Source organism: Parviterribacter multiflagellatus (genome assembly GCF_056863265.1).
In genome coordinates this window covers 692,822-717,093 of record NZ_JBXPIZ010000001.1, presented here as the reverse complement: position 1 = coordinate 717,093, position 24,272 = coordinate 692,822, and the positions used below count along the sequence as shown (strand labels likewise).

Below are 24,272 nucleotides of genomic sequence, written 5' to 3'. Positions count from 1 at the left end.
CGCGTCTACTTCCCGCCGATGCGGGTGCTGCGCTCGACGACGACCTCGTTGCCGGCCTTGTCGACGGCCTTGACGCGGATCTCCTTGCGGCCGAGCGACGGGTACGACTTGGACGCCTTCGTCCCCATCGGGACGAGCTTGCCGTCGCCCCAGTCGACGAGCACGCGGCTCAGGCCCGAGGGCTCCTTGCCGTTCGGGTCGCCGGCGCGCGCGGTGACGGTCACGACGCGCTTCTTCTTCTTCAGCGAGACCGTCAGCGTCGGCGGCGTGTTGTCGACGCGCAGCGTGCGGGTGCGGGAGACGACCTCCTGCCCGCGCCGGTCGCGGATGAAGACCTGCCACGTGTGCGTGCCGTCAGTGATCTGCCCGGGCTGCGGGACCAGGTTCTGGTTCTGCGTCTCGCCGATCTGCACGCCGTCGACGACCACGCGGTAGGTCGGCGGGCCGAGCAGGTTGAGCGACGTGCCCCACGCGAAGCGCGTGAACTTGCGCGCCTTCGTCGTGTTGGAGCCGGCGATGCGCGACGGCGGCTTGTCGTAGATCGCCGCGACGAGCCGGCGGTCGCTCTCGCCGCCCTGGAGGAAGACGACCACGACGTCGCCGGCGCGGCTGGTCGCCGCGTCGAGGCCGCCCTTGACGTAGGCTGGGCCGAGCTCGGGCTTGCTGAGGACCGCCTCGCCCTCGACCTGGAGCTTCTCGACGCCGTCGAAGTAGCGGCCGCGGACGACGGTGTCCGCCTCGCTCGTGCCCGAGAACCACGCGACCGCGCCGTCCTCGTTCTCACCCAGCGCCGAGACCGCGTTCGTCTGGACCGCGTTGCCGGCCGAGAGGCCGAGCACGCCGTTGAGCTTGTTGCTGAAGATGATGCCGCCGAGCACGCCGCCGCCGACGTTGACGGCGTAGAGGCCCTCGCCGCGGCCGTTGAGGTCGACGTGGCCGCCGAGCGAGGCCGTGCCGCCGTCGATCGCGACCGGGCCGTCGAACGCCGAGCCGACGAGGCGCCGCATGACCGTCCGCGGGCCGGCCGCGGTGTCCTGCCGGTAGACGACCTGCGCGTAGCTCGAGTCGTCCTCGATGTCGACCTGTGGCGTGTCCGCGTTGCCGGTCCCCACGCCGTCGAGCTGGTCGAGCGTGAGGTCCTGCGGCGCGACCGAGAGGCGCTGCTCGAACATCCGCCGCGCCATCACGTGCGTGCGGCCGTCCGTCCCGTCCTCGCCCCAGACCGCCAGCGCGGTGCCGTCGGCGGACACGACGACGCGCGAGCGCTTCTTCTCGCCGTTGCCCGCGACTGCCGCGGGGTTGACGTCGAGCGGCGCCGGGAGGACGCTGAACGCCGGGCTGTCGCGCTCGGCGCGCGCGGCCAGGACGTCGCCGTTGACCGTGAACGTCACGTAGACCGCGCCGTTGATGGACATGTCGATCGACGGGTTCGTCACGCCGCCCGACGCGATCAGCGCCGGCGCCGTGAAGCCCGGGGCGTCCTTCGTCTTGACCGCCGCGTAGAGCATCCCGTCGTTGACGAACGCGACCGCCATGCGGTTGTTGTTCGACGCGGCGATGACCGGCTGGCTCGACGGGCCCGGCAGGTTGCCGTCCAGGCGCGAGGCGGCGGCGAACCCGCCGTTGGCGAACGGGCTGAAGAAGACGTGCGGCACCCCGCCGTCCTTGCGGACGTAGACCACGCCGCCGGTGCCGTCGCGCGAGAGGTCGACGTCCCCGACCGACTCGATGTCGGAGTTGGGCCCGTCGATCACCTCCGACGGGAAGAAGGCGGCGTCGGCTGACGCCGGCAGGACGAGGGTGGCGATGAGGGCGGCGAGGATCGTACGGCGCATGAGCAGGGGGATCTGACGGCTCCGGGACGGGGTCGTGACCCTGATGCCAACACGATCAGGGCGCGAAGGTTGCGCAGGTTACGCGGTCGCGACGATGCCTTCGGCCGCGGCGTCGGCTTCGAACCGCGCGATCTCGGCCTCCGTACGGGCCTCGTCCCACCCCACCTCGGCCGCCATCGCGCCCGCCACACGGGCGATCCGGGCCTTCCCCGCCGGTCCGCTCTCCAGCAGCTCGCGCGCCGCGAGGAGCCCGAGCCGCGTGCGCCGCAGGAGGACGTCGGTGACCGTTCGGGCCTGCTCGTGACGGGCGGCGAAGACGGCCTCGGCGAGCAGGTCCGGCAGGCCGTCGACGATCGGCTGGGCCAGGTCGCCGCGCTCGGCCGCGACGCGCAGGACGCCGTGGGCGGCGTGGCCGTAGCGGCCGGCGAGCGCCTCGTACGTCTCCTCCGGCAGGCCCTCGACGCGCTCGAGGTCCTCGGGGGCGACCGCGAGGCCGAGCGGGATCTCGTGCGTGCGGCACGGCGCGTCGGCGTTGTCGCGCTCCACCAGCCGGTCGATCGCCATCTTCGCCATCCGGCGCCAGGTCGTGAGCTTGCCCCCGGTGATCGTGATCATCCCGCTGGACGTCTCGTACAGCTCGGCCTTGCGGCTGATGTCGACCGACTTGCGCGGATCGCCGGTGGAGATGAGCGGGCGCACGCCGGCGTACGCGCCGGTGACGTCGGTGGGGTCGAGCGCGGTGCCGAAGTACGCGTTGGTGGCGTCCAGCAGGTAGGCGACGTCGTCGGCCGAGGCGGGCACGTGGTCGAGCTCGGTCGTGTCGTAGTCGACGTCGGTCGTGCCGATCAGCGTCCGGCCGAGCCACGGGAGCGCGAAGATCGTGCGGCCGCCGCCGGCGGGGACGATCGCGCCAGCGACGAGCGGCACGTCGTCGTGCCGCAGCGTGATGTGCGTGCCGCGGCTGGGCCGGATGACCGGGACCTCGGCCTCGTCGTGGAGCTCCTCCGGGCGCAGGCGGTCGGCCCACACGCCGGTCGCGTTGACGACGTTGTCGGCGTGGACCACGAGCTCCTCGCCCGTCTCGGCGTCGCGGACCTTCACGCCCGCAGCGCGGCCCGCGTGCTCGACCAGCTCGGTGACCGCGCAGCGGTTGGCGATGACGGTGCCGAACCGCTCGGCCTCCCCGAGGACGGTGAGGACGAGGCGGCTGTCGTCGGTCTGGCAGTCGTAGAAGAGGTAGCCGCCGGAGGGGTCGCGGCCCTGGAGCGCGGGGAGCAGCCGCTCCACCTCGTCGCCGTCGATGATGCGGTGGCGGTCGGGGCTCCACTCGGCCGGCTCGGCCTCGCTGCGGCGGAACCGGCGCGGCCTGCGCGCCTTGAGGCGGTCCACGCTCATCACGTCGTAGAGGTTCAGGCCCAGGCCGACGGTGCGGTCGGGGCGCTGGCCGTCGAAGGCGGCGACGACGAGCGGGAGCGGGTGCACGAGATGGGGCGCGAGCGCGACCATCAGCTGGCGCTCGAGCAGCGCCTCGCGGACGAGCCCGAGGTCGAAGTTCTGCAGGTACCTGAGCCCGCCGTGGACGAGCTTGGAGGACCGCGAGCTGGTGCCGCTCGCGAAGTCGGCGCGCTCGACGAGGGCGACGGAGTAGCCGCGCGTGGCGGCGTCGAGCGCGCAGCCGGCGCCCGTGATGCCACCGCCGACCACGACGACGTCGAAGTGCTCGGACGCCAGCGCGGTCAGGGCGTCGGCGCGGCTGATCATCGCCGGGCATCGTACGAACGTCGAGTTCTGTTCGCTGACTGATCGTCAGCGGGCACACGGCGGCCATGCACCATCGGGTCTCCATCCTTCTCGCCGCGACCGCCGTCTCCGCGCTCGCCTTCCCGTCCGCCGCGTCCGCCCAGCTCCCGAGCGTCGGCGGCGTCGTCGGCGGCGTGACCGACACGGTCGGCGGCGTCGTCGACACGACGACCGCACCGCTTGATGACACGCTCGACCGGCTGCTCGGGGGCGGCGAAGGCGCGCTACCGGACGACGCGGTCGGGGACGTCCTGACGAGCATCGGCCTGACGCCGACCTCCGGCGCCCCGGGCGGCCAGGGTGGGAGCGGCGGCTCAGGCGGCGGCACCACGACGGTGCTCCCGGGCGGGACCGCGGGCGACGGGACGCGCACCGGCGGCGGCAGCAGCAGCGGCAGCGGCAGCGGCAGCGGCTACGGCGCGTTCGGGGGCTCGGCCTCGTACGGGCCGGACTCCGGCGCCCCGCGGGCGACCGTCAACGTCGTCTCGCGCCTGTCGCAGATCGAGCGCACCGGCACCCTGAAGCTCGAGGTCCGCAGCGACGAGGCGGGCGTCGTCGCGTTCACGGCGCTCGTCCGGCCGGGCCACAAGCGCCGCGGCGTCGCGCCCGGCCTCAAGCACGACCGCAGCGTCATCCACCTCGAGCCCGTCGTCGTGGCCTTCCGCAGCGCCGGCACGGTGCCGGTCTCGATCCGGCTCGGCCGCGACGCGCACCGCCGCCTCGCCCGGTCGAAGAACGGGCGAATCTCGGTCGCGGTCCTCGCCGCCGACCTCGACCGCAACCAGACCGGCGAGCGCCTGAAGCGGATGCTGCAGCGCTAGCGCCTAGAGCGGTCCGTCGTACCCGTGGCCCTTCTGGGCGCGTCCCTCGCGGTAGACGAGCGCGCCCAGGACAGCCATGAACGCGACGAAGAGCGGCGCGCGCTCGGTGCGGGTCGGGTTCGCGTTCACGTCGACCAGCACGTCGGCCCAGCCGCCGCCGGGCCGGACGCTCACCTCCACCAGCCTGCGGCTGCCCTCGCGCAGCCGCAGGTCGAGCCGCTTGAGGGGGCTGGAGCGCACCTCGTACTCGGCGCCGTCGGGCAGCTCGATCGTGCCGCCGCTGCGCACGGTCCGCGGGCGGTACCAGAGGAGGACGTCCCCGGGATCCTCGACCGCCCGCGCGCACAGCTTCCACCCGCGCCCGTACGGCTCGACGAGGAACGGCCGGCCGCCCTCGCCGTCGACCCGCCGGACGTGCGGCGGACCGGTCACGGGCAGGTCGATCTCGGCGAGCAGGCGCGTGCCGCTCTCGTCCACGAGCCTGCCCGCCACGTCGAGCACGTACGTCCCACGTTCGATCATCCAGCCGGGCAGTGTGCCCGGTCGACGGCGTGGCCCGGGCTAGACCCCGACGAGCGGGCCGCCGCGCTCCCAGTCGCGGCGCTCGCGGTCGAACCGGTCCCAGTCGAGCGGGCCGGTGTCGTCGCCGTCGTCCCAGCCGCCCCCGCCCCCGCCGTCGTCGCCGCGGGCGTGCCAGAACGCGAGGCAGAGCGCGACCACGCCGGCGCCGACGAGGATCGGCGCGGACGCGCGGTCGGCGACGAGCGCGTAGAGGCCGGCGAGGTAGAGGATGCCGCTGGTCGCGCCCCAGAGCTTCGCCGTGCCGACGTCACGGTGCTCCGGTGGCGGGCCGAAGAACGCCCACCAGATGGACGCCAGGAGCACGGCGCCCATCGCTGCCTTCACGAGCAGCGGCAGCGCAGCCATCCACTGATGATGGCCGCCCCGCCTCGCGGTTGCAAGACCTGCCATCCTCGCGGGCGTGTTCGCCGGCTTCCCTCCCGACGCGCTCGCCTTCTACCGCGGCCTCGAGGCCGACAACACGAAGGCCTACTGGGAGGCCAACCGCGAGACGTACGAGACCGCGGTCCGCGAGCCGATCGAGGAGCTGACCTACGAGGCGCAGGCCGAGTTCGGCGCGTTCAAGATCTTCCGCCCCTACCGCGACGTGCGGTTCGCGAAGGACAAGACGCCGTACAAGACCCACCAGGGCGCCTACGCGCGGCAGGACGGCCACACGGTCGCCGCGCGGTACGTCGAGATCAGCGCCAAGGGCCTGCGGGTCGGCGCGGGAGCCTGGGAGCTGTCGGCCGAGCAGCTCGCCAACGTCCGCCGGGCGATCGACGACGGCGTCCACGGGCGGGCGCTCGAGCGCATCCGCGCCGACCTCACCGCGCAGGGCATGGAGCACTGGCCGCCCGAGCTGAAGACCGCGCCGCGCGGCTATCCGAAGGACCACGCGCGGATCGAGCTGCTGCGCTGCAAGCGCCACGCGGCGATGGCGACCCCGGGGACCGGGCCGTGGCTCCACGAGCGCGCAGCGATGGACCGGATCGTGGAGCATTGGCGGGCATGCACACCTCTCGTCGAGTGGATCGAGCGACACGCGGGCTGACCTGCGCGCTCCTGTGCGGCTGCCTGTTCGTCGGCGCCGCCACCGCGCCCGCGCGCGACCTCAAGATCATCCGCGGCGGCAAGAGCGGCACGTCCGCCCGCGAGCTGATCTTCGGGACGTCCGGCAGCGACATGATCTTCGGCCGCGCGGGCAGCGACGGCATCCGCGGCGGCCGCGGGTGGGACCGGCTGTTCGGGGGGAGCGGGAACGACCGCATCGTCGGCGGCCCGGACGTCGACCACCTCAACGGCGGCCCCGGCGACGACCGCCTCCACGGCGAGACCGCCGACGACGGCATCTTCGGCGACGACGGCCGCGACTGGCTGTCAGGCGGCACCGGCAACGACCGGCTCTACGGCGGCTACGGCGACGACGAGATCCGCGGCGGCTCGGGCGACGACAGCGGCCGCGGCGGGCCGGGGAACGACCGCATCACGCTGGAGTTCGGCCACGACCGCGCGCGCGGCGGCGACGGCGACGACCGCATCAGCGGCGGCACCGCGGCCGACCGGCTCTACGGCGACGGCGGCGCCGACCAGCTCTTCGCGGGCAGCGGCAGCGACAAGCTGCGGGGCGGCGGCGGGGACGACCGGCTCGTGGCGGCGTCGGGACGAGACTCCCTGCGCGGCGACGGCGGCGCCGACCTCCTCCAGGGTGGCGAGGGCCGCGACGCGCTGCGCGGCGGCGCCGGCAACGACCGGCTGGAGGGCGGGGAAGGGCCCGACGAGCTGCTCGGCGGCAGCGGCGACGACGTCGTCCACGCGGGCGACGACATCCCGGCCGACCTGCTCGCGCGCGAGGACGCCGACGACGCGCTGTACGAGCTCGCCGACCACTACGTCGACTGCGGCCCGGGGATCGACGTCGCGATCGTCGACGCCGCCGACAAGGCCAAGGGCAACATCACGGGCTGCGAGACGGTCGAGCTGACCGACCGCTCCCCCTACGACCCCGGCTTCGACGGGCTGCAGCTGCTGCTCGGCACGGCGGTCGCCAACCGCCTGCAGGGCACGCCGGGCGCGGACAAGATCATGTCGCTGGCCGACCACGACTGGGTCTGGGCGGCGGGCGGCGACGACAAGGTCCTCGGCGGGAGCGGCAACGACCGGCTCTTCGGCGAGGCGGGCCGGGACATCATGGAGGGCCAGCCGGGCCACGACCGGATGAGCGGCGGCCCCGGCGGCGACACGATGGCCGGGCGGACCGGGAACGACGCCCTGCGCGGCGGCAGCGGCGCCGACCGCATCACCGGCGACCGCGGCAACGACACGATCCGCGGCGGGCCCGGCGACGACTGGCTGTGGGGCGGCCTGGACAACGACCGCATCGTCGGCGGCGAGGGGAACGACCGCATCAACGTCCACGACCGCGACTGGGACCGGGTGCGGTGCGGTCCCGGTCGCGACGTGGTCTACGCGGATCCCTACGACCAGGTGCTCGAGGACACGTGCGAGCGGATCTACCGCTAGGCGGTTCGACCGAGCGCGAGGATCAGCTGCGGGCGAGGGCGGTGAGCTGCTCCGCGCGTTCGGGCGTGATGCCGTTCTGCGTGTCGGTGACCAGCTGGTGGTCGGCCTCGGCGTGGAGCTGGACGAGCGGGCGCTTGCCGACGGGCTGGTTCTTGAGGCGGGCGAGGAGGCCGGTGGTCGGCGGGTCGTAGCCGGGGACGTCGTTGGCGAGCCAGCCAGGGTAGGCCGGGTCGCGGAAGCGGCCCGGGTTCTCCCACAGCTCGACGGCCCGGTCGAACGTGCCCTCCGACACCGAGAGCCACACGCCGTACACGAGGTCCTCCTCCCCACCTTCGATCGGGATGGCGAGGAGGCCGCGCAGGAACCACTGCTCCTCCTCGATGACGCACTGGTCGCTGGAGAGCGCGCTGCGCGGGGACCCCGCGTGCACCGCGGGGTCCCACGCGCCAGGCGCATCGAAGAGGAAGGCAGGCACTCCTAGATGTTGCCCAGCTCGGACACGACCTCACTCACCGAGGCCTTGGCGTCGCCGAACAGCATCGACGTCTTCGGGTTGAAGAACAGCGGGTTGTCGATGCCGGCGAAGCCGGAGCCCATCGAGCGCTTGAGCACGATGACCGACTGCGACTCGTCGACGTTCAGGATCGGCATCCCGTAGATCGGCGAGTCCGGCTTCGTGCGGGCGTCGGGGTTCGTGACGTCGTTCGCGCCGATGACGAGCGTCACGTCGGTGCGGCCGAACTCCCCGTTGATCTCCTCCATCTCCTTGAGCTGGTCGTAGGGCACGTCCGCCTCGGCCAGGAGCACGTTCATGTGCCCCGGCATGCGGCCGGCGACCGGGTGGATGCCGAACTTGACCTCCACCCCGCGCGCCTCGAGCGCCTTCGACAGCTCCCGGACGGCGTGCTGCGCCTGGGCGACCGCCATGCCGTAGCCCGGCACGACGACGACCTGCCGCGCGTACGCCATCTGGATCGCGGCGTCCGCGGCGGACGTGGACCGCACGGTCCCGCCGGTCTCCCCGCCACCCGGTCCGGCGGCCGCCGGAGCGTCGCCGCCGAAGCCGCCCATGAGCACGGACACGATCGTCCGGTTCATGGCCTCGGCCATCTGCTGGGTGAGGATCGTGCCGGACGCGCCGACGATCATGCCCGCGACGATCAGCGCGATGTTGTCGAGCGCCATGCCCGCGGCGGCCGCGGACAGGCCCGTGAACGCGTTGAGCGTCGAGATGACGACCGGCATGTCCGCGCCGCCGATCGGCAGCACGAACGTGTTGCCGACGATCGCCGCCGCCACGAGCAGCAGGAGGAACAGGCCCTCCGACGTCTCGCCGGCCAGCAGCGCGACGCCCGCGCCGATGGCGACGAGCAGCAGGAAGCCGTTGAGGAAGACGCCGCCGGGGATCTTCACCGGCTTGCCGCTGATCAGCTCCTGGAGCTTGGCGAACGCGATGTTCGAGCCCCAGAACGAGATCGAGCCGATGATCGCCGCGAACACGAGCGGGATGCCGAACTCGAGGTCGGTCAGGTCCCCGTGGTGCTCGCGGAACTCGGCCCACGCGATCAGCGCGATCGCACCGCCGCCGACGCCGTTGAACAGCGCCACCATCTGCGGCATCGCGGTCATCTTCACGTTGCGCGCGGCCGGGATGCCGACCGCCGTGCCGAGTGCGACGCCGAGGGCGATCAGGCCCCAGTCGCCGACGCCCTCGTAGAGGAGCGTCGCGACCACCGCGATGGCCATGCCGACCGCCGCGATGCGGTTGCCGCGGACGGCGGTGGACGGCCCGGTCAGCCCCTGGATGCCGATGACGAAGAGGCTGAACGCGACGACGTAGAGGATCGTGATGAAGTCAGGATCCTGAAGGAACGAAGCGAGGATCATCGTGCGCTCAGTCCTTCTTCTTGAACATCTCGAGCATCCGGTCCGTCACCAGGAAGCCGCCGACCACGTTGATCGTGCCGAAGGCGATCGCGATGACGAGGATGAACTGGGTCAGGAACCCGTCCGCCGGCCCGATGACCAGCAGGCCGCCGAGGACGACGATGCCGTGGATGGCGTTCGTGCCCGACATCAGCGGCGTGTGCAGGGTGTTCGGGACCTTCGAGATGAGCTGGAAGCCCAGGAAGCCGGCGAGCACCACGATGGCCAGCTCGGTCACGACGGTCATGCCGCGGCCTCCTTCTTCTTGGTCACGCAGGCGCCGGCGATGATCTCGTCCTCGAAGTCGAGCGCGATCTCGCCGTCGTCGCCGACGAACAGCTCCAGCAGCGAGAGGACGTTGCGCGCGTACAGCTGCGACGCGTGCTCGGCCATCTGCGACGGCAGGTTGAGCGGCGCGACGATCGTGACGTCGTGCTTGACGACGCTCTCGCCCGCCTCCGACAGCTCGCAGTTGCCGCCCGACTCTCCGGCCATGTCGATGATGACGCTGCCGGGCTTCATCGACTCGACGGCCGCCGCGGTGACCAGCACCGGGGCCCTCCGCCCCGGCACGTTCGCCGTGGTGATCACCGCGTCGAACTTGGCGATCGCGTCCTGCAGGCCCTGCTGCTGCTTGGCCTTCTCCTCGTCGGTGAGCTCGCGCGCGTAGCCGCCTTCGCCGGCCGCGTCCACGCCCACGTCGAGCCACTTGGCGCCGAGCGACTGCACCTGCTCGGCGACCTCGGGCCGCACGTCGTAGCCGGTGACCTGCGCGCCGAGGCGGCGCGCGGTCGCGATGGCCTGCAGGCCGGCGACGCCGACGCCCAGGACCAGCACGTTCGCGGGGCGGATCGTGCCCGCCGCGGTCATCAGCATCGGGAAGAGGCGCTGCAGCGACGTCGCCGCGAGCAGCGCCGCGCGGTAGCCGCCGATGTTCGCCTGCGAGGACAGCGCGTCCATCGCCTGCGCACGCGTGATGCGCGGGATCGACTCCATGGCGAAGGCGGTGACTCCCTTGTCCGCCAGCGCCTGGGCCGTCTCCGGCTGCGTGAGGGGCGCGAGGAAGCCGATCAGGATCGACCCCTCCCCCAGCTTCGCGATCTCCTCCGGCGTGGGGGCACCGACCTTCGCCACCACGTCGGCCTTCCAGGGGTCGCCGATCTCGGCTCCCGCCTCGGTGAACAGCTCATCAGGGAGGAGCGCACCGGCTCCGGCTCCGGACTCGACGACGACGCCGATCTCCTTCGCCGCAAGCCGCTTGACGACCTCCGGAACGAGCGCGACCCGGCGCTCGTTCTCCAGGGTTTCTCTAGGGACTCCGACCTTCACGAGGCGCGGGACGCTACACAAATGCGGCTAGTAACAGCGCGGTGAACTCGCGAAACTGGTGAAGGTCGACCCGTTTCAGGGTGTTTTGCCGCCGTGGTGTGACCGGAAGCACACGCTTCTCCATCGCGGCCAACGCCTGTGCCGTCACCCACGTCGGCGTCTGGTCGCTGGTGCGCGAGTAGCGGACCGAGCCGTCGGCCTGCTGGAGGGAGCGCAGATAGGCGAGCGGGGAGCGCGACCCGCCGCGGCGGACCTTGGACGGGTCGCGGCCGGCGGCGAGGAAGGCCTGGACGGCGAACGCGGTCGACTGGGCGTTGGACGGCTCGCCGGGCGTGAGCGGGAAGCCGCCGTCCTCGCCTTGGCGCTTGGCGAGCCACGCCGCGGCGCGCTTCGTGGCCTTCGAGCGGCCGAGGGCCTGCATCACGGCCGCGGTGTCGTCGATGCCGCTCGGGCCGCCCTTGCCCGCGACGCTCCAGCCGCCGTCCTCGTTCTGCTGCGCGCGCAGCCACGCGAGCGTCCTCTTCGGCGCGGCGCGGCCGGCGGCGCGGTAGGCCAGCACGGCGAACGCGGTCCGGTTGACGAGCTGCTCGTAGGAGCCGTTGCGCTCCTGCTTGCGGGTGAGCCGGGCGAGCGTCGGCTTGACCTCCTGGCCGGTCGCGCGCAGCGCGAGGATGACGCGCTCGAGGTCGCCGACGTCGGTGACCTTCTCCGCCTCGGCGGCGGCGTACGCGGCCGCCTTGGGGCCGGGGTCGACGCCCGCGGCGGCGAGCCCGACCACGGCCCAGCCGGAGGCGATCGGGTCGGCCTGCTCGCCACCCTTCGCGTCCGCGTAGCCACCGTCGGGCGTCTGCGCGGCCTGGAGGTACTCGACCGGCGTCGCCGCACGCGCGGCCTCAGTGGAGGCTGCGAGCGGGAGGAGCAGCGCCGCGGCGACCGCCGCGCCGGCGATGGGCACCGGGCGCCAGGTGATCTCGAACCGCGCACGGAACCGGCGCAGCGCGCGCACGAGCACCGGGCCGAACGCGAGGCAGAACGCGACGTTCCCCAGCGCGTGCGCGACGTTGAACGGCACGCCCTGGCCGAGGATCACGCCCAGCTCCCCCGTGCTGTGGCCGGTGTAGGTCACCCACAGGTGGAAGTCCATGAACATGCCGAAGAGCAGCCCCGCGACCGCGCACGCGGCGGCCAGCGACCAGCGGCCCAGCTCCCGCCCGAAGACCGCCGCGAGCCCCGCGCCCGCGAGCCCGACCGCGCCCCAGCCGACCATCTGCCACGGCGTGAACGGGCCTTGACCGAAGAAGAAGTTCGAGGCCAGCGCGGCGACCGCGCCGACGATGAAGCCCGGCGCGCCGCCGAGGACGTAGCCGGAGAGGAGCACGATGTCGGTCGTCGGCTTGACCGACGGCAGCGGCGCGAACGCCAGGCGGCCCAGCGCGGCGAGCGCGGCCAGCGTCGCGACGAGCGCGAGCACCTTCGCCGTCGGGTGCTGGCGCTCGTACCAGCCGAAGCCGGCGGCGAGCGCGGCGGCCAGGATCGCGAGCGACGCGAGCTGCCAGGTCATGCCTCGGGGACCTCCAGGGTCATGCGGTTGCGGAGGATCGCGGCGCCCTCCTCGGGAAGCAGGGCGCCCTCGACGATCCTCGCCGTCTCGGTGGCGAAGTACCAGCCGCCGGTCAGCACGTCGGCGGTCTTGCCGTCGGCGATCACGCGCCCGTCGGCGAGCAGCACCACGCGGTCGGCGAACGACGCGGCGAACTCGGGGTCGTGGACGGCGACGAGCACCGCCGAGCCTTCGAGCGAGAGGGACCGCAGCCGGTCGGCGAGGTCGCCCTTGGCGCCGCGGTCCAGCCCGCGGGTCGGCTCGTCGAGGCACACGACCGGCGGCTGCTCGCCCGCGCCCAGCACGACGGCCAGCGCGAGCCGCTGGCGCTCGCCGCCGGACAGGTCGCGCGGGTTGCGCTCGGGGTCGAGGTGGTCGAGCCCGACCGCCGCGAGGGCGTCGGACGGCGCCTCGTCCCCCACGCGGTCGTGCAGGAGGTAGTCGCCGGGGTGCTGGAGGAGCAGGGCCACGCGCCCGCTCGCGCGCACGCTCCCGCGCGTGGGCTGCAGGAGACCCGCCGCATGGCGCAGCAGCGTCGACTTGCCCGCGCCGTTGCGGCCCATCAGCGCGACGCGCTCGCCGGGCTTGAGCTGCAGGTCGATGCCGCGCAGCACCGCGCGGCCGCCGTGCAGCTCGTGCCAGACGCCGTGGAGCGCGAGCGCGGGCGGCTCCCCGGCGCGGGTGGTCCGCAGGCGCCCGAGCAGCCGGCCGGCGCCGGTGCCGGCCTTGCGCGGGCGCGCGCGCCGCTCCTCGGTCCCGCGGCGCGGCGCGGAGGTCTCCAGCAGGCCGTGGGCGCGCAGCGTCGCGCGCGCGTCCTTCACCCCGGCCGGCGGCGGCCGCAGCCCCGCGCGCGTGAGCAGGCGCGCGGCCGGCGTCTGGAGCGCGGGCGCGTTGTCCGCGGCCCAGGCCAGGAAGTCGCGCGGCCCGGCGTCGCAGGCCAAGCGCCCGCGGTCGAAGGCGAGCACGCGGTCGGCGGCGGCCAGGCACCGCTCCAGCCGGTGCTCGACGAGCACGATCGACGTCCCCCACTCCTCGTTGAGCCGCCGCAGCAGCCAGATCAGCTCGTCGCCCGCGACCGGGTCGAGCTGCGAGGTCGGCTCGTCGAGGAGCACGAGGCGCGGGCGCCCGGCCAGCGCGGCGGCCAGGGCCACCCGCTGCAGCTCCCCGCCGGACAGCTCGTGCGTGGGCCGGTCGAGCAGGTGCGCGATGCCGAGCGCGAGCGCCGCCTCCTCCACCCCACGCGCGACGCTCGCCGCGCCGTGGCCGCGGTTCTCCAGCGGGAAGGCCAGCTCGGAGCGGACGGTGTTGAGGACGACCTGCGTCTCCGGGTCCTGCAGCAGCGTGCCGGCGACGGCGCTCAGCTCGGACGGCCCGTGGTCGCGCGTGTCGAGCCCGCCGGTGACGACGCGCCCGCCGAACTCCCCGCCGTGGAAGTGCGGGACCAGGCCGGCGGCGGCGCGGACGACGGTCGACTTGCCCGAGGCGCTCAGGCCCGCCACGACGACGAACTCGCCCGGCTCGACGACGAACGAGACGTCGTCGAGCGCCGGCGTGTCCGCGCCGGGGTACGTGTAGGTGACGCGGTCGAACTCGAGCATGCCGCTCAGCGCTCGATCCCCCGGCGGCCGGCGAAGGGCAGCAGCGCGGCGAGCGCGGTCAGCCCGCACAGCGCGACGACGCCGGCGCCCCCGTCGACCTCGGTCAGCGGGTACGCGGTCACGCCCCCGATGCCCAGCAGCTCGGCGCCGACCGCCAGCGCGAGGATCGCGGCCGCGGACAGGGCGAAGGCGGTGTCGTGGCGCGACCACGGCTCGCGCAGCGCCGACGGCGACGGCCCGTGCGTGCCGTAGCCGCGCACCTCGAGCGTCGCGGCGACGTCGGCGGCGCGGTCCAGCGCGCCCGACGCGACCGCGCGCATGACCGCGACGCGGCCGGGCTCGTCGAGGCGGCAGCGCCCGGCCTCAGCCAGCCGCCGCCCGTCGCGCGCCAGCACCGGCACGAGCCGCACCGCCAGCGCGGCGGTCAGCGCGCTCCGCAGACTCACGCGGCGGAACAGCCTCAGCAGGCTGTCGGGGTCGACCGTCGCGGTGAAGAGCGCGGCGCCGAAGAGGATCACGAGCGCGCGGAGGCCGAGCAGCGCGCCGTAGACGAGCGCCTCGCGCGTGACGTCGATCTCGCCGAACGGCGGCACGTCGCCGAACCGCCAGACCACTGTCAGGCCCTCGCGCGAGACGAGCGGGTTGACGAGCGCGATCAGCACCGCGAACGGGAGCGCGTACTTGGCCATCCCGAGCACGCGGCGGCCGACGTGGGCGCCGGCCGCCGCGGCGACGCAGACCGCCAGGAGGGTGGCGAGGACGAGCGGGTGCTCGGTGAGCAGGGCGAACGTGACGAGCGCCAGCGCCCAGGCCGCGGCCACCGCGGCGCGAGCCGCGTGGAGCGGGCTGGAGCGGCGCTCGTAGGTCACCCCGCGCCCGCGCCCTCGGTCGCGTCGTCCGGCACCGGCAGCGGCACGCCCTGGCCCTCGGGCGAGACCGCGAGCGCGAACTTCTCGGCCAGCGCGCTCTCGTCGAACGCCGCCGCGGCCGCGCGGATGCCCGCGTCGTCGGTGCCGGTCACCACCCAGGTCGGAGCGTCCTCGCGCCACCGCGTCGCGGCGATCAGGCCGGTGCCCGGGCCGAGCTCCTGCGCGACCTCGCCGCGCGCGTCGAGCGCGGTGATCTTCTTGCCGTCCTCGGAGATGCGCGCGTACACGCCGCTCGCCTTCGGGCCGTCCTCGAGCCGCACGAGCGAGCGGTCGCCCCGCAGCGCCGGCCAGCGCCCGACGAGCACGCGCAGGTTCTCGAACCCGCCCTCGGTGCCCGGGCGTGACTTGCCGACCACGAGGCCGAGCTCGCCGAACTTGTCCTGCACCGTGTCGCACGCGTCGCGGATGCCCTCGTCGCACTCGATGCGCGTCGAGAACTTCTTGCCGTCCATGCCGGACACGAACGGCTCGGGGAACGAGCCGACCACCGCGGGCGTGGTGTTGGCCGCGCCCCAGTCGTGGCGGTCCCACCAGATGCGGTCGCCGCCGCGCACGTCGGTCGACGCGGCGCCCTCGTCCTCGAGGATGCCGTTGACGAAGTAGAACCAGTCGACGGGGCGGCCGCCCTCGCGCCCGCCGGTGACGCCGTTGATCGACTGCACGAAGCCGCCGCCGTAGCGCTTCTTGACCTCGGCGTTGCGCTCGAGCAGGCGCATCACGGTGTCGTCGCCCTCGACCTTCGGGGACGGCTGCTCGAGGATCGTCTCGGCGCCGAAGCCGTCGGTGATGGTGAGCTTGACGCTCGCGGGCTCGTCCGCGCCGGTGCCCGGGCCGCAGCCGGTGGCGAGGGCGATCGTGGCCGCGACCGCGACGCTCAGGGACTTCCGCGTCATCGTGCGCGCACCTCCGTGGGGAAGCCGCGCACGAGCCCGGCGCGGCGGCTGTCGATCCGGTAGCGGCTGCCCGGCGCGACGCGCACCGTCACGGTGCCGTCGCTCCCCGTCCGGTACGTCTGGCGCGTGCTCGTCCCGACGCGGCGGACGATCACCGTCGCGCCGGCGACGCGGGTCCCGCGGCCGTAGTCGTCGTAGCCGGTCACGGTCACCGTCAGGCGGCCGTTGGCCGAGCGCCCGCTGGTCGCCAGCGTCCGCCCGCACGCGCCGGCGCGCTTGCACCAGAACCAGGTGACGCGCTGGCCGGAACGCAGCGCGCCGGCGGGATCGCTGGCGGCGCGGCCCGGGACGCGGCGGCCGACCTTGTAGACCCAGCCGGCGGCGCCGCGCTCGCGGTCGCCGCGGACCTGGTCGACGTACAGCGCGCGGCACGAGCCCTCGACGGTGAACGGCAGGCGCAGCGCGCGCAGCACGCCGATCGGCAGCCCCGCCTGGAGCCGGCACGAGCCGACCGTGAGCGCCCCGACGCTCACCTGCTGCGGGCCGACGCTCCAGCCGTCGCGGCCGACGACCAGCGCCTCCACGCGCGGGGACGCGGCCTGTGCGGTGCCGGCCAGGGCCAGCACCGCACCGAACGCCGCGAAGGCGGTGCTAGCGAACCTCGAAGACGGCACGGTTCTCGCCGGTCCGGCGCTCCTCGTCACGGTTGTAGCTGCGGTCGGTGGCCTTCACGTCGAGCACGTAGCGGCCCTTCGGGAGCTTGGCCGGGAGCTGGTACTCCCAGTCGGCCTTGTCGCCGACGCTCCACCACCAGCCGCTGCTCGCGCCGCACTTCGGGCGGCGGATGAACCGCTCCCGCTTGGCGCTCCACGCGTAGCACTTGCCGCCGCTGGTGCGGGTGAGACGGAGCTTGACCGAGCGGATCCCGCCGGCCTCGGTGACCGTGCCCTTGAGGAGCCTGGGCGCCTTGGCGGCCGAGACGCGCTTCGCCAGACCCACGATCTTGCTCCGCGGCGCGGTCGTGTCCTTCTGCGTCGGCGGCGGCGTGCTCGGCGGCTGGACCTGGGGACCGGCGTTGGTGATGAGCGAGAAGACGTTCGAGCGCACTCGGTTCGGCGCGGTGGCCTGGATCGGGTTGACGCCGTCCGGCAGGCCGCTGAACGAGACGCGGCCCGCGGCGTCCGTGACCCCGCTCTTGGGGCCGGCGGTGACGGTCACGCCTGCCGCCGGCTTGGTCACGACGCCGTCGCTGTAGGTGAACGTGTCCTCCTGGACCCACACCTCGGCCGCGACGCCGTTCGAGGGCGCGGTGATCATCGAGACGACCAGCGGCATCCGGGTCGGGTTGCCTTGCGCGTCGTCACGCTGGGCGAAGATCAGGATGTCGTCGTTGTCGGCGAGCGGGACGGCGCAGTTCGCCGCGGTCGTCGGCTTGCGGTTCTGCCAGACGTGCCACCAGTCGTTCTGCGCGTACGTGTGCGACTCCCCGGCGATCGTGCTCGTGAGCGCCTTGCGGTCCCAGTTGCCGCCCGTCACGGTCTCGATGGCGCCGCCGATCGAGTCCCAGTTGCACGGCGTGCCGTCGGCCATCGCGAAGGTGCCGCTGGCGGGCACGACGAGGCGCTGCTTGGAGGCGAGGGTCGCGTCATCGCCCTCGATCCGGATGTTCACGGTGTCGGCCGCGGCGGGGGCCGCGGCGGTCGTGACGAGCGCTGCGGCGCAGGCTGCGGCGGTGAGGCCGCGGGACAGGACGTTCATGCGAGGAGCCACCCCTTGCTTCCACGAGGGCGTTGATGCTTGCTGGTCGGAGGCAGGTCTCCTGGCTTCCCGGGGCGGGCCTTGCCTGGCCCTGCTCACCGCGCCTTCCCAGGTCTCCTCGGCCCAGTGGCTCGCGTCGTCGCGTGCGGATCGCTTCCCGGTCACAGTGGCGGGACCGCGCCGGATTCGCACCGGACTTCCCTTGGCCACCGACCCTTGACGCATGCAATCCTAGCGCCGGTGACCGTCAACCTCACGCGCATCTACACGCGTCTCGGCGACGCGGGCGAGACCCATCTCGGCGACATGAGCCGGGTGCCGAAGACCCATCCGCGCATCGAGGCGTACGGCGATGTGGACGAGCTGAACTCCCACATCGGCGTGACGCTCCACGCCGCGGGGCTGCCCGACGCGTATGCCGGCTGGCTGCGCCGGGTGCAGAACGACCTGTTCGACGTCGGCGCCGACCTGTCCGTGCCGGAGTCCGACGACCCTGCCGCGCGCGAGCGGCTGCGGGTGCGGCCCGAGCAGGTCACGTGGCTGGAGGAGCGCTGCGACGAGGTCAACGCGGACCTGCCGAAGCTGCGCTCGTTCCTCCTCCCGGGCGGGACCGAGGCGGCCGCGCACCTGCACGTGTGCCGGACGGTGTGCCGGCGCGCCGAGCGGCGCGCGCTGGAGGTCGAGGGCGCGAACCCCGAGGTCCTGCGGTACCTCAACCGCCTGAGCGACCTGCTCTTCATCCTCTCGCGCGGGGCGAACCGCGGCGGCGAGGAGCCGCTGTGGGAGCCCGGTCGCTTCCAGTGACACGCGCCCGCGCCGCTGCGCGGTGACCCCCGTCGCTGACCTCCGCACCGCGGTCGGCTTCCTCACGCGGCTGCCGGTGCGGGACACCGCGCCACTCACGGCCGAGCGGTTCTCCGGAGTGTCGCTCTGGTTCCCCGTCGTCGGGCTGCTCGTCGGCGGGGTGCTCGGCGGCGTGCGGATCGGGCTCGACGCGGTCGGCGTCGACGCGGGCCCGGCGACGCTCCTCGCGCTGCTGGCCGCGATCCTCGTCACCGGTGGCCTCCACGAGGACGGCCTCGCGGACTGCGCCGACGCGCTCGGCGCGCACACGACGCGCGCCCGGAAGCTCGAGATCCTGCGCGACTCGCGGGTCGGGACGTTCGGAGCGCTCGCGGTGGTGCTCGCGGTCGCGCTGCCCTTCGCGACGCTCGCGCCGCTCGACGGCGACGAGGTCCTGCTCGCCGCGCTCGTCGGCCACGTGCTCGGGCGCTGGTCGACCGTGCCGCTCGCGTGGCTGCTGCCGCCCGCGCAGCCCGACGGCGCCGGAGCGCTGCTCCGGACCCGCTGGCCGCACGTCGCGGCGACGACGGTCGTCGCGGTCGCGGTCGCGCTGCTGTGCGGCGGCGTCGGCCCGGGCTTCGCGGCGCTCGGCGTGGCGCTCGCGGTGATGGCGGTGTGCTCGCTCGCGGCGCTGCGGTCGTTCGGGGGCGCGAGCGGCGACGTCTACGGCGCGACGAACAAGCTCGTCGAGCTCGGCGCGTACGTCGCCCTCGCCGCCTGCTGGTAGCCGGTCGCGGACCGCCGCTACGCCGCCACGCGGGCCCGCGCGAGCGCCTGCTCGGGATCGCCCGGCGGGTCGCCCAGCAGCAGCCAGCCGCCGCCCTCGGGCAGCCGCCGGACGAGGTGGCGGTCCTCCAGCGTCCGCAGCGCGCTCGTCACGCTCGGGCGCTGCGCTCCCACGAGCTGCGCGAGCGTCGCGTGCGTGAGCTTGAGCGGCACGGTCGTGCCCTCGGTCCCGACGCTCCCCCACCGGTCGGCCAGGTGCCACAGCAGCGCGAGCAGCCGCGCATCGAGCCGGGGCATCGCGCTCAGCGCGAGCAGCAGCCCGAGCAGCCGTGAGCGCCGCAGCGTACGGCTGAGCAGCTCGGCGGTGATCGTCGGCAGGCGGGTGCAGAGCGCGGCGAACCGGGCGTCGAGCACCGCCAGCCGCGTCGGCTGCAGCGCGCGCCACGCGCTCTCCGCGTCCACGGGCGCACCGCCCGCGTCCTCGCGGTGGTCCCACGGGCGGATCAGGTCCCCCGAGCCGAGCAGCTCGGCCGTCGAGTGCCGCCCCACGGCGGTCTCGCGGACGAGGAACCCGTCGAGGATGAGGAACCCCAGATCGCCAGGCGAACCGCCCAGGGGATGGTCGGCCTTCCATGCTCCACGGGGCAGCCGCACCTCCGCGGCCACGAGGTGCCGCGCGGCGACGGCGAGCTCCGCTTCATCCAGCGCGGAGGCGAGCTGAGGGTCCTCTTCGAGGACATGCACGACGTTGGGCGCCAAGGTCTCCAGGGTAGGGGGACGGAACCGGTTCGGTCCCGTTCCGGACGCCTACCCCCGCGGTCGCCGAACCACGCCTGCGTAGGCGCGTTCGGCCCGGTCGTTCACCCGCGCGCGGGCGGCGCGCCGAGCGGCGGGCCGGAGAACACGAGCCGCGCGGCCACCGTCTCGTCCATCGTGTCCGCCGTCGCGGCGTCGTCGATCACTGCGACTTCGAGCCGCCCGGCGTACGGCCAGAGGACGCCCTCGGGCGCGTGCGACCGCCGCAAGGCGAACTCGCGGCCCGTGCCGAGCGCGAACCCGTACTCGCCGTCGTGCTCGGGCGTCGCGATGCCGTCCGCCCCGGCGAGCACGCCGCGCATCCGGCCGAGCGTGAACGGCGGCTCGGCGACCTCGACGCGCACCTCGACCGCCTCCCCCAGCCAGCCGTGCAGGACGTTCAGCACCGTGTCGAGTCGACGAGCATGCTCTGCCCGGTGGACTCGGACACGCCGGCGAGCATAACTCAGCACTTGCTCACCGGTGGCGCGATCTGCTCCAGAACGACGAAACCCCCGCCGAGGCGAGGGTCAGATCGAGCACCGCTACCGGGATTCGAACCCGGGTTTCCGCCGTGAGAGGGCGGCGTCCTAGTCCCCTAGACGATAGCGGCCTGTTGGCCGCTCGACAGGGTAGCAACGCCCCCTGCGAGCTATGCGGATGAGAGGACTCGAACCTCCACGCCCTTGCGAGCACAGGCACCTGAAGCCTGCGTGTCTACCAATTCCACCACATCCGCGTGGCGGCGGAGATAGTAGCGCGCGCGTTCCCGCTCACCCGGAGAACCTGCCCGCGCCCGATGTGCGATGAGACACGTTTTGCAGGGACATCGGGCGGAAACCCTGTACTAGGCTGGGCTCACCAGCAGTGACGCCGATGAGGACGAGTCTGGACGTCGACATCCCCCGCGATCCGCGCGCGCCGTACCACGCGCGGCGCGCGGTCGAGCAGCTGGGCCCCGCGATCGATCCCGCAGTCCGGCCCGACGTGGTGCTCCTCGTCTCCGAGCTCGTCACGAACTCCGTCAAGTACGGCGCGGAGGGCTCGGTGCGGCTCCAGATCGACGCGCCGCGCCCGCGCACGCTGCGCGTCGAGGTCGTCAACGAGGGATCGAGCTTCACGCCCGTCGCGCGCGACCGGCCCAAGACCGACGTCGGCGGCTGGGGGCTGCACCTCGTGGAGGAGCTGACGGACCGCTGGGGCGTCCACGCGGGCTCCACCCACGTGTGGTTCGAGATCGATCGCTCTTGAGCGCCCGGCGGGCGTCGTGCCGTCCGTGAGGGGCGCCTCGCGGCCCTCACGCACGACACACCGATCCCGCCGGGCGCTCACTCGCGATCCGCGTTGCCATGGCCCACGGGCGGACGGGAGCTAGGCCATCGAGCCCTCGTGCTGCGCGCTCGCCTCGTCCGAGGCGGACTGCGGCGAGTAGTAGCGGCGCAGCCAGGTCGCGAGGCCGTCGAGGCCGGGCATGAGGACGCGCTCGGTGATCTGCGCCTGGTCGAGGCGCTCACGGACCTCGGCCTTCAGCGCCGCCGGGATGCGCCACGCGCGGCAGGCGTCGGGGTGCTCGCGCAGCCAGTCGTCGAGGTGGCACGTCGGATCGGAGAGGACCGACAGGACCGCGGCCTGGTTGGCGATCCGCTCGTCGAGCGTCGGCGGCTCGAAGAAGACCGCGAACGGCGTGTCGTCCTGGAGCGCGTCGAGCGCCTGCAGGTCCGGCACGCCGCAGTCGGCCAGGCCGTCGGTGGTGAACACGACCGAGCCCTCCTCCGCCAGCGGCTCGGCCAGCCGCGGCGGGAGCGCCTCGTGCGCCGAGACGACGTCGACCGCCCACAGGATCGCGTCGTCGTCCGGCCACGACGCCGTCGCGAAGTGCAGCGCCACCAGCGGCGAGAACGTCCAGTCGAGCAGCCGCGTCGGCAGGCCGTGGTGCTGGCCGAGCGCCAGCCAGTCCCACGTCGTCGGGCCCGGCGCCGCCTTGTGCGCGTACTTGCGGAAGTTGCGGATGAGGTGCCGCTCGAGCCTCGCGTAGTCGCCCTCCAGCCGCGCGAGCGAGGACACGTTCGAGTACGTCGCCCGTGCGAGGCCGCGGAAGACGAGCGTGGGCCGCGGGTGCCCGGCGTGCCGGCACCAGCTCGCGTCGCTGGTCGCGTCGTCCAGCTCGCGCCACGTCCCGACCGTCTCGATCCTGACCACGGGCAGCGGCCTGCCCCGCGCGGAGCCGTGCCAATCGCGAGCGGCGGCTCAGCGGTGGTGCTCGACGATGCGGCGCAGGAGCCGCTCGAGCTTCTCGCGCTCGGCCCGGGTCAGCGGCGCGAAGAGCTCCTCCTGCGCGGCGTCCACGACGACGCTCAGCTCCTCCATCCGCAGCCGGCCCGCCTCGGTGAGGCGGATGACGTTGCGGCGCCGGTCCTGCTCGTCGCGCTCGCGCATGAGGAACCCGGCCGCGGCCAGCTCGTCGATCAGCGCGGACATGTCGCTGCGGTCGATCATCATCTGCCGGCCGAGGTCGGCCTGGCTCGCCGCGCCGAGGTCGTCGACCGCGAGCATCAGCAGGTACTGGTCCCGCCGCGCGCCCGCCTCCGCGAGCCGCTGGCCCACGACGCGCCGCGCGCGCAGGCCCGACTGGTTGAGCAGCCAGCTCCCGAGCTTCCGCAGCCGCTCAGGCGCGACGACGCTCTCCACCTCCGACATCGCGGATGCAGGCTATCCGGCGACCACTCGGCGGACCACGCGCAGCACGCGGTCGAACGCGCCCCGCTGCAGCCGCCCCGCCGTGTCGCACGCGGTGTGGCGGCAGGCGTCGTCGGGCACGCCGAGCTTCATCGCGGGCAGCCCGGCCAGCTCGAACTCGCGGTGGTCCGAGTTGCCGCTGCCGGTGTCGGCGACCCACCGGACGGCGACGTTCGCGGCGTCGGCGCGGGTGAGGAGCGCGCGCTCCACGCGCGGGCGCGGGGCGGCGACCGGCGAGCGGAGCCAGAACGACGTGCCCCGCCCGACCTCGTCGAGCGACAGCGCGAACCGCAGGTCGTCCGCGCGACCGAGGCGCTTGACGCGGCGCACGAGCGCGAGCGCGCCGAGGTGGTCGTCGCGGCCCGTGTAGATCCGCTCCTCCGCGCCCGTCGCGACGAGCCACACGTCGCAGGCCGGCTCGGCCGGAAGCCGCGTGGCGAGCGCCGCCAGCGTCGCGATGCCCGACGCGTTGTCGTCCGCGCCGGGCGCCGGCGGCACCGTGTCGCTGTGCGCCATGAGGATCTGCAGGCAGTCCGCGGGCGTGTCGCGGATGCCGAGCACGTTGCGCGAGCGGCCCTTGCCCGGGACGGTGAACGTGTCGGTGGCGAGGCGCAGGCCGGCACGGCGGAAGCGCGCGACGACGCGCTCCTGGGCGCGGCGTTCGGCGGCGGACGCGGCGGGGCGTGGGCCGGCGAGGGCGATGGAGCGGGCGAGGCGGTACGCGTCCTCCCCGGCCGAGGTCTGCGCGGCGGCGGTGGAGGGCGCGAGGAGGAACGCCGTGAGAGCGAGCGCGAGCAGGCGGGGCATGCGCCGCGGACCTTACGGACTGCGCCCGGCGACGGCGGATGACCGCGCTCGCGCCAGGGGAACGGAACCTGGACGAATGTCCGGTACCGGCATCTTGATGCCCTGCTTATGGTTCGCCGCCTTGCCGCTGGCGCTGGAACACGCGCCGGTGAGCTGGGCAGCTTGCAGCGGCTCGGGCTTTCTCCGGGGCCCGAGTCGCTGCCGCCCGCGCTCCTAGGCCTTGGCTGCCGCCTTCGCCGCGCGCGCCGCGGCCTTCTGCGCGCGCTTGTTCGCCTGGTACTCCGCGAGCGCCTCGGGCGAGTCGACCGCGCCGAGCGTCGGGTAGTCGGGGACGAGCGGCTCGGCGATCGCGACGCCGTACTGCTTGGCGAGCAGGGTCGCGACCGCGTCGACCTTCATCGTGCCGAAGCCCGGCAGCGCGGCGAGGTTCGCCTTCAGCTCCTCCGGCGTCGACGCGTCCTTCCACACGCGCGCGGCGTCGCCGTCGTAGGTCTCGTCGATGTAGGCCGCCAGCTCGCGGACGCGCTTGGCCATCGAGCCGGGGAAGCGGTGGATCGCGGGACGCTCGCGGAAGACCGGCTCGAGGTCGACGGACGCGATCTGCGCCGCCTCCAGCCCGCCGAGGCGCTGCTTGAGCGCGAGCGGCCCGGAGAAGGCCTTCTGGACGGTGACCTGCTGGTCGAGCGCGAAGCCGATCAGCAGCGCGAGCGGGTCCTGCGCGATGAGCGCGTTGGCCTCGTCGTCTTCGGTGTAGGGCAGGCGGTCGACCATGCGCCGGATCCTACGCGCCGG

The 24,272-nt window shown here is 74.0% G+C and carries 26 protein-coding genes, 2 tRNA genes and 1 riboswitch; of the genes, 6 read left to right on the top strand and 22 right to left on the bottom strand.

Features of this window, described 5'->3' with window-relative positions; all coding sequences use genetic code 11:
- Positions 1 to 5: 5 nt before the first annotated feature.
- Positions 6 to 1,835: a hypothetical protein gene (locus AC1UE5_RS03250; RefSeq protein ID WP_482920622.1), complete on the bottom strand. Its 1,830-nt coding sequence runs from the start codon at positions 1,833 to 1,835 to the stop codon at positions 6 to 8.
- A 78-nt stretch (positions 1,836 to 1,913) separates the two neighbouring features.
- Positions 1,914 to 3,596, bottom strand: a complete 1,683-nt coding sequence (locus tag AC1UE5_RS03245) for a glycerol-3-phosphate dehydrogenase/oxidase (RefSeq protein WP_482920621.1) — start codon at positions 3,594 to 3,596, stop codon at positions 1,914 to 1,916.
- 65 nt (positions 3,597 to 3,661) lie between these two features.
- Here AC1UE5_RS03245 and AC1UE5_RS03240 point away from each other — a divergent pair, with 65 nt between their 5' ends.
- Positions 3,662 to 4,456 (top strand): hypothetical protein, encoded by a 795-nt coding sequence (locus AC1UE5_RS03240; RefSeq protein WP_482920620.1) that lies wholly within the window; start codon positions 3,662 to 3,664, stop codon positions 4,454 to 4,456.
- 3 nt (positions 4,457 to 4,459) lie between these two features.
- Here AC1UE5_RS03240 and AC1UE5_RS03235 read toward each other — a convergent pair whose 3' ends face one another.
- Together AC1UE5_RS03235 and AC1UE5_RS03230 are read right to left on the bottom strand one after the other, a co-directional pair.
- Positions 4,460 to 4,978 carry a hypothetical protein gene (locus AC1UE5_RS03235; protein WP_482920619.1) on the bottom strand — a complete coding sequence of 173 codons (519 nt, stop codon included), beginning with the start codon at positions 4,976 to 4,978 and terminating at the stop codon, positions 4,460 to 4,462.
- 39 nt (positions 4,979 to 5,017) lie between these two features.
- Complete coding sequence (locus tag AC1UE5_RS03230) at positions 5,018 to 5,383, bottom strand: hypothetical protein (protein ID WP_482920618.1); 366 nt, start codon at positions 5,381 to 5,383, stop codon at positions 5,018 to 5,020.
- A 55-nt stretch (positions 5,384 to 5,438) separates the two neighbouring features.
- On the opposite strand from AC1UE5_RS03230, the gene AC1UE5_RS03225 reads away from it, so the two are divergent.
- The gene (locus tag AC1UE5_RS03225) at positions 5,439 to 6,071 is read left to right on the top strand and encodes a DUF2461 domain-containing protein (RefSeq protein WP_482920617.1); all 633 of its coding nucleotides are present in this window, start codon (positions 5,439 to 5,441) and stop codon (positions 6,069 to 6,071) included.
- On the top strand, positions 6,047 to 7,540 hold the full coding sequence (locus AC1UE5_RS03220; RefSeq protein ID WP_482920616.1) for a calcium-binding protein: 1,494 nt from the start codon (positions 6,047 to 6,049) through the stop codon (positions 7,538 to 7,540). The genes AC1UE5_RS03225 and AC1UE5_RS03220 overlap by 25 nt, the downstream gene beginning before the upstream one ends.
- Positions 7,541 to 7,562: 22 nt before the next feature.
- On the opposite strand, the gene AC1UE5_RS03215 is transcribed toward AC1UE5_RS03220, so the two are convergent.
- Genes AC1UE5_RS03215 through AC1UE5_RS03170 form a run of 10 tightly spaced genes read right to left on the bottom strand, consistent with a single transcriptional unit; the run spans position 7,563 to position 17,573 of the window.
- Entirely contained in the window at positions 7,563 to 8,015 is a 453-nt protein-coding gene (locus AC1UE5_RS03215; RefSeq protein ID WP_482920615.1) for a DUF2199 domain-containing protein, read from the bottom strand.
- 2 nt (positions 8,016 to 8,017) lie between these two features.
- Entirely contained in the window at positions 8,018 to 9,427 is a 1,410-nt protein-coding gene (locus AC1UE5_RS03210; RefSeq protein WP_482920614.1) for an NAD(P)(+) transhydrogenase (Re/Si-specific) subunit beta, read from the bottom strand.
- Between the two features lie 7 nt (positions 9,428 to 9,434).
- Positions 9,435 to 9,713: an NAD(P) transhydrogenase subunit alpha part 2 gene (locus AC1UE5_RS03205; RefSeq protein ID WP_482920613.1), complete on the bottom strand. Its 279-nt coding sequence runs from the start codon at positions 9,711 to 9,713 to the stop codon at positions 9,435 to 9,437.
- A complete protein-coding gene (locus AC1UE5_RS03200; RefSeq protein ID WP_482920612.1) occupies positions 9,710 to 10,795 on the bottom strand; it encodes a Re/Si-specific NAD(P)(+) transhydrogenase subunit alpha in 1,086 nt (361 codons plus the stop codon). Before AC1UE5_RS03200 ends, AC1UE5_RS03205 begins: the two co-directional genes overlap by 4 nt.
- Before the next feature lie 13 nt (positions 10,796 to 10,808).
- Positions 10,809 to 12,356, bottom strand: a complete 1,548-nt coding sequence (locus tag AC1UE5_RS03195; RefSeq protein ID WP_482920611.1) for a prenyltransferase/squalene oxidase repeat-containing protein — start codon at positions 12,354 to 12,356, stop codon at positions 10,809 to 10,811.
- Positions 12,353 to 13,993, bottom strand: coding sequence for an ABC transporter ATP-binding protein (locus tag AC1UE5_RS03190; protein ID WP_482920610.1), 1,641 nt, complete (start codon positions 13,991 to 13,993; stop codon positions 12,353 to 12,355). The genes AC1UE5_RS03195 and AC1UE5_RS03190 overlap by 4 nt, the downstream gene beginning before the upstream one ends.
- 5 nt (positions 13,994 to 13,998) lie before the next feature.
- Entirely contained in the window at positions 13,999 to 14,862 is an 864-nt protein-coding gene (locus AC1UE5_RS03185) for an energy-coupling factor transporter transmembrane component T (protein WP_482920609.1), read from the bottom strand.
- Positions 14,859 to 15,815 carry a DUF4430 domain-containing protein gene (locus AC1UE5_RS03180; RefSeq protein WP_482920608.1) on the bottom strand — a complete coding sequence of 319 codons (957 nt, stop codon included), beginning with the start codon at positions 15,813 to 15,815 and terminating at the stop codon, positions 14,859 to 14,861. The genes AC1UE5_RS03185 and AC1UE5_RS03180 overlap by 4 nt, the downstream gene beginning before the upstream one ends.
- On the bottom strand, positions 15,812 to 16,441 hold the full coding sequence (locus AC1UE5_RS03175) for a hypothetical protein (protein WP_482920607.1): 630 nt from the start codon (positions 16,439 to 16,441) through the stop codon (positions 15,812 to 15,814). The genes AC1UE5_RS03180 and AC1UE5_RS03175 overlap by 4 nt, the downstream gene beginning before the upstream one ends.
- Positions 16,442 to 16,466: 25 nt before the next feature.
- Positions 16,467 to 17,573 (bottom strand): hypothetical protein, encoded by a 1,107-nt coding sequence (locus tag AC1UE5_RS03170; protein WP_482920606.1) that lies wholly within the window; start codon positions 17,571 to 17,573, stop codon positions 16,467 to 16,469.
- 34 nt (positions 17,574 to 17,607) lie between these two features.
- Positions 17,608 to 17,837: riboswitch (cobalamin riboswitch) on the bottom strand.
- Here AC1UE5_RS03170 and AC1UE5_RS03165 point away from each other — a divergent pair.
- Together AC1UE5_RS03165 and cobS are read left to right on the top strand one after the other, a co-directional pair.
- On the top strand, positions 17,814 to 18,377 hold the full coding sequence (locus AC1UE5_RS03165; protein ID WP_482920605.1) for a cob(I)yrinic acid a,c-diamide adenosyltransferase: 564 nt from the start codon (positions 17,814 to 17,816) through the stop codon (positions 18,375 to 18,377). (Overlaps the previous riboswitch by 24 nt.)
- A 22-nt stretch (positions 18,378 to 18,399) precedes the next feature.
- Positions 18,400 to 19,143, top strand: coding sequence for an adenosylcobinamide-GDP ribazoletransferase (gene cobS / locus AC1UE5_RS03160; protein ID WP_482920604.1), 744 nt, complete (start codon positions 18,400 to 18,402; stop codon positions 19,141 to 19,143).
- 17 nt (positions 19,144 to 19,160) lie between these two features.
- Here the strand turns inward: cobS and AC1UE5_RS03155 are convergent, their stop codons facing one another.
- The 4 genes from AC1UE5_RS03155 to AC1UE5_RS03140 form a co-directional block, all read right to left on the bottom strand.
- Entirely contained in the window at positions 19,161 to 19,901 is a 741-nt protein-coding gene (locus tag AC1UE5_RS03155) for a helix-turn-helix domain-containing protein (protein WP_482920603.1), read from the bottom strand.
- Between the two features lie 101 nt (positions 19,902 to 20,002).
- Positions 20,003 to 20,344, bottom strand: a complete 342-nt coding sequence (locus AC1UE5_RS03150) for a hypothetical protein (RefSeq protein WP_482920602.1) — start codon at positions 20,342 to 20,344, stop codon at positions 20,003 to 20,005.
- 133 nt (positions 20,345 to 20,477) lie between these two features.
- Positions 20,478 to 20,550: transfer RNA gene (locus AC1UE5_RS03145), tRNA-Glu, on the bottom strand.
- A gap of 42 nt (positions 20,551 to 20,592) precedes the next feature.
- A tRNA-Leu gene (locus AC1UE5_RS03140) sits at positions 20,593 to 20,676 on the bottom strand.
- Positions 20,677 to 20,813: 137 nt separating this feature from the next.
- On the opposite strand from AC1UE5_RS03140, the gene AC1UE5_RS03135 reads away from it, so the two are divergent.
- Positions 20,814 to 21,188 carry an ATP-binding protein gene (locus AC1UE5_RS03135; RefSeq protein ID WP_482920601.1) on the top strand — a complete coding sequence of 125 codons (375 nt, stop codon included), beginning with the start codon at positions 20,814 to 20,816 and terminating at the stop codon, positions 21,186 to 21,188.
- A gap of 120 nt (positions 21,189 to 21,308) precedes the next feature.
- Here AC1UE5_RS03135 and AC1UE5_RS03130 read toward each other — a convergent pair whose 3' ends face one another.
- The 4 genes from AC1UE5_RS03130 to AC1UE5_RS03115 all read right to left on the bottom strand — a co-directional run bounded on the left by AC1UE5_RS03130 (position 21,309) and on the right by AC1UE5_RS03115 (position 24,251).
- A complete protein-coding gene (locus tag AC1UE5_RS03130) occupies positions 21,309 to 22,136 on the bottom strand; it encodes an FRG domain-containing protein (protein ID WP_482920600.1) in 828 nt (275 codons plus the stop codon).
- Positions 22,137 to 22,184: 48 nt separating this feature from the next.
- A complete protein-coding gene (locus AC1UE5_RS03125; protein ID WP_482920599.1) occupies positions 22,185 to 22,634 on the bottom strand; it encodes a MarR family winged helix-turn-helix transcriptional regulator in 450 nt (149 codons plus the stop codon).
- 12 nt (positions 22,635 to 22,646) lie between these two features.
- Positions 22,647 to 23,480: a M28 family metallopeptidase gene (locus tag AC1UE5_RS03120; RefSeq protein ID WP_482920598.1), complete on the bottom strand. Its 834-nt coding sequence runs from the start codon at positions 23,478 to 23,480 to the stop codon at positions 22,647 to 22,649.
- 213 nt (positions 23,481 to 23,693) lie between these two features.
- Positions 23,694 to 24,251, bottom strand: coding sequence for an HhH-GPD-type base excision DNA repair protein (locus AC1UE5_RS03115; protein ID WP_482920597.1), 558 nt, complete (start codon positions 24,249 to 24,251; stop codon positions 23,694 to 23,696).
- Positions 24,252 to 24,272: the final 21 nt, after the last annotated feature.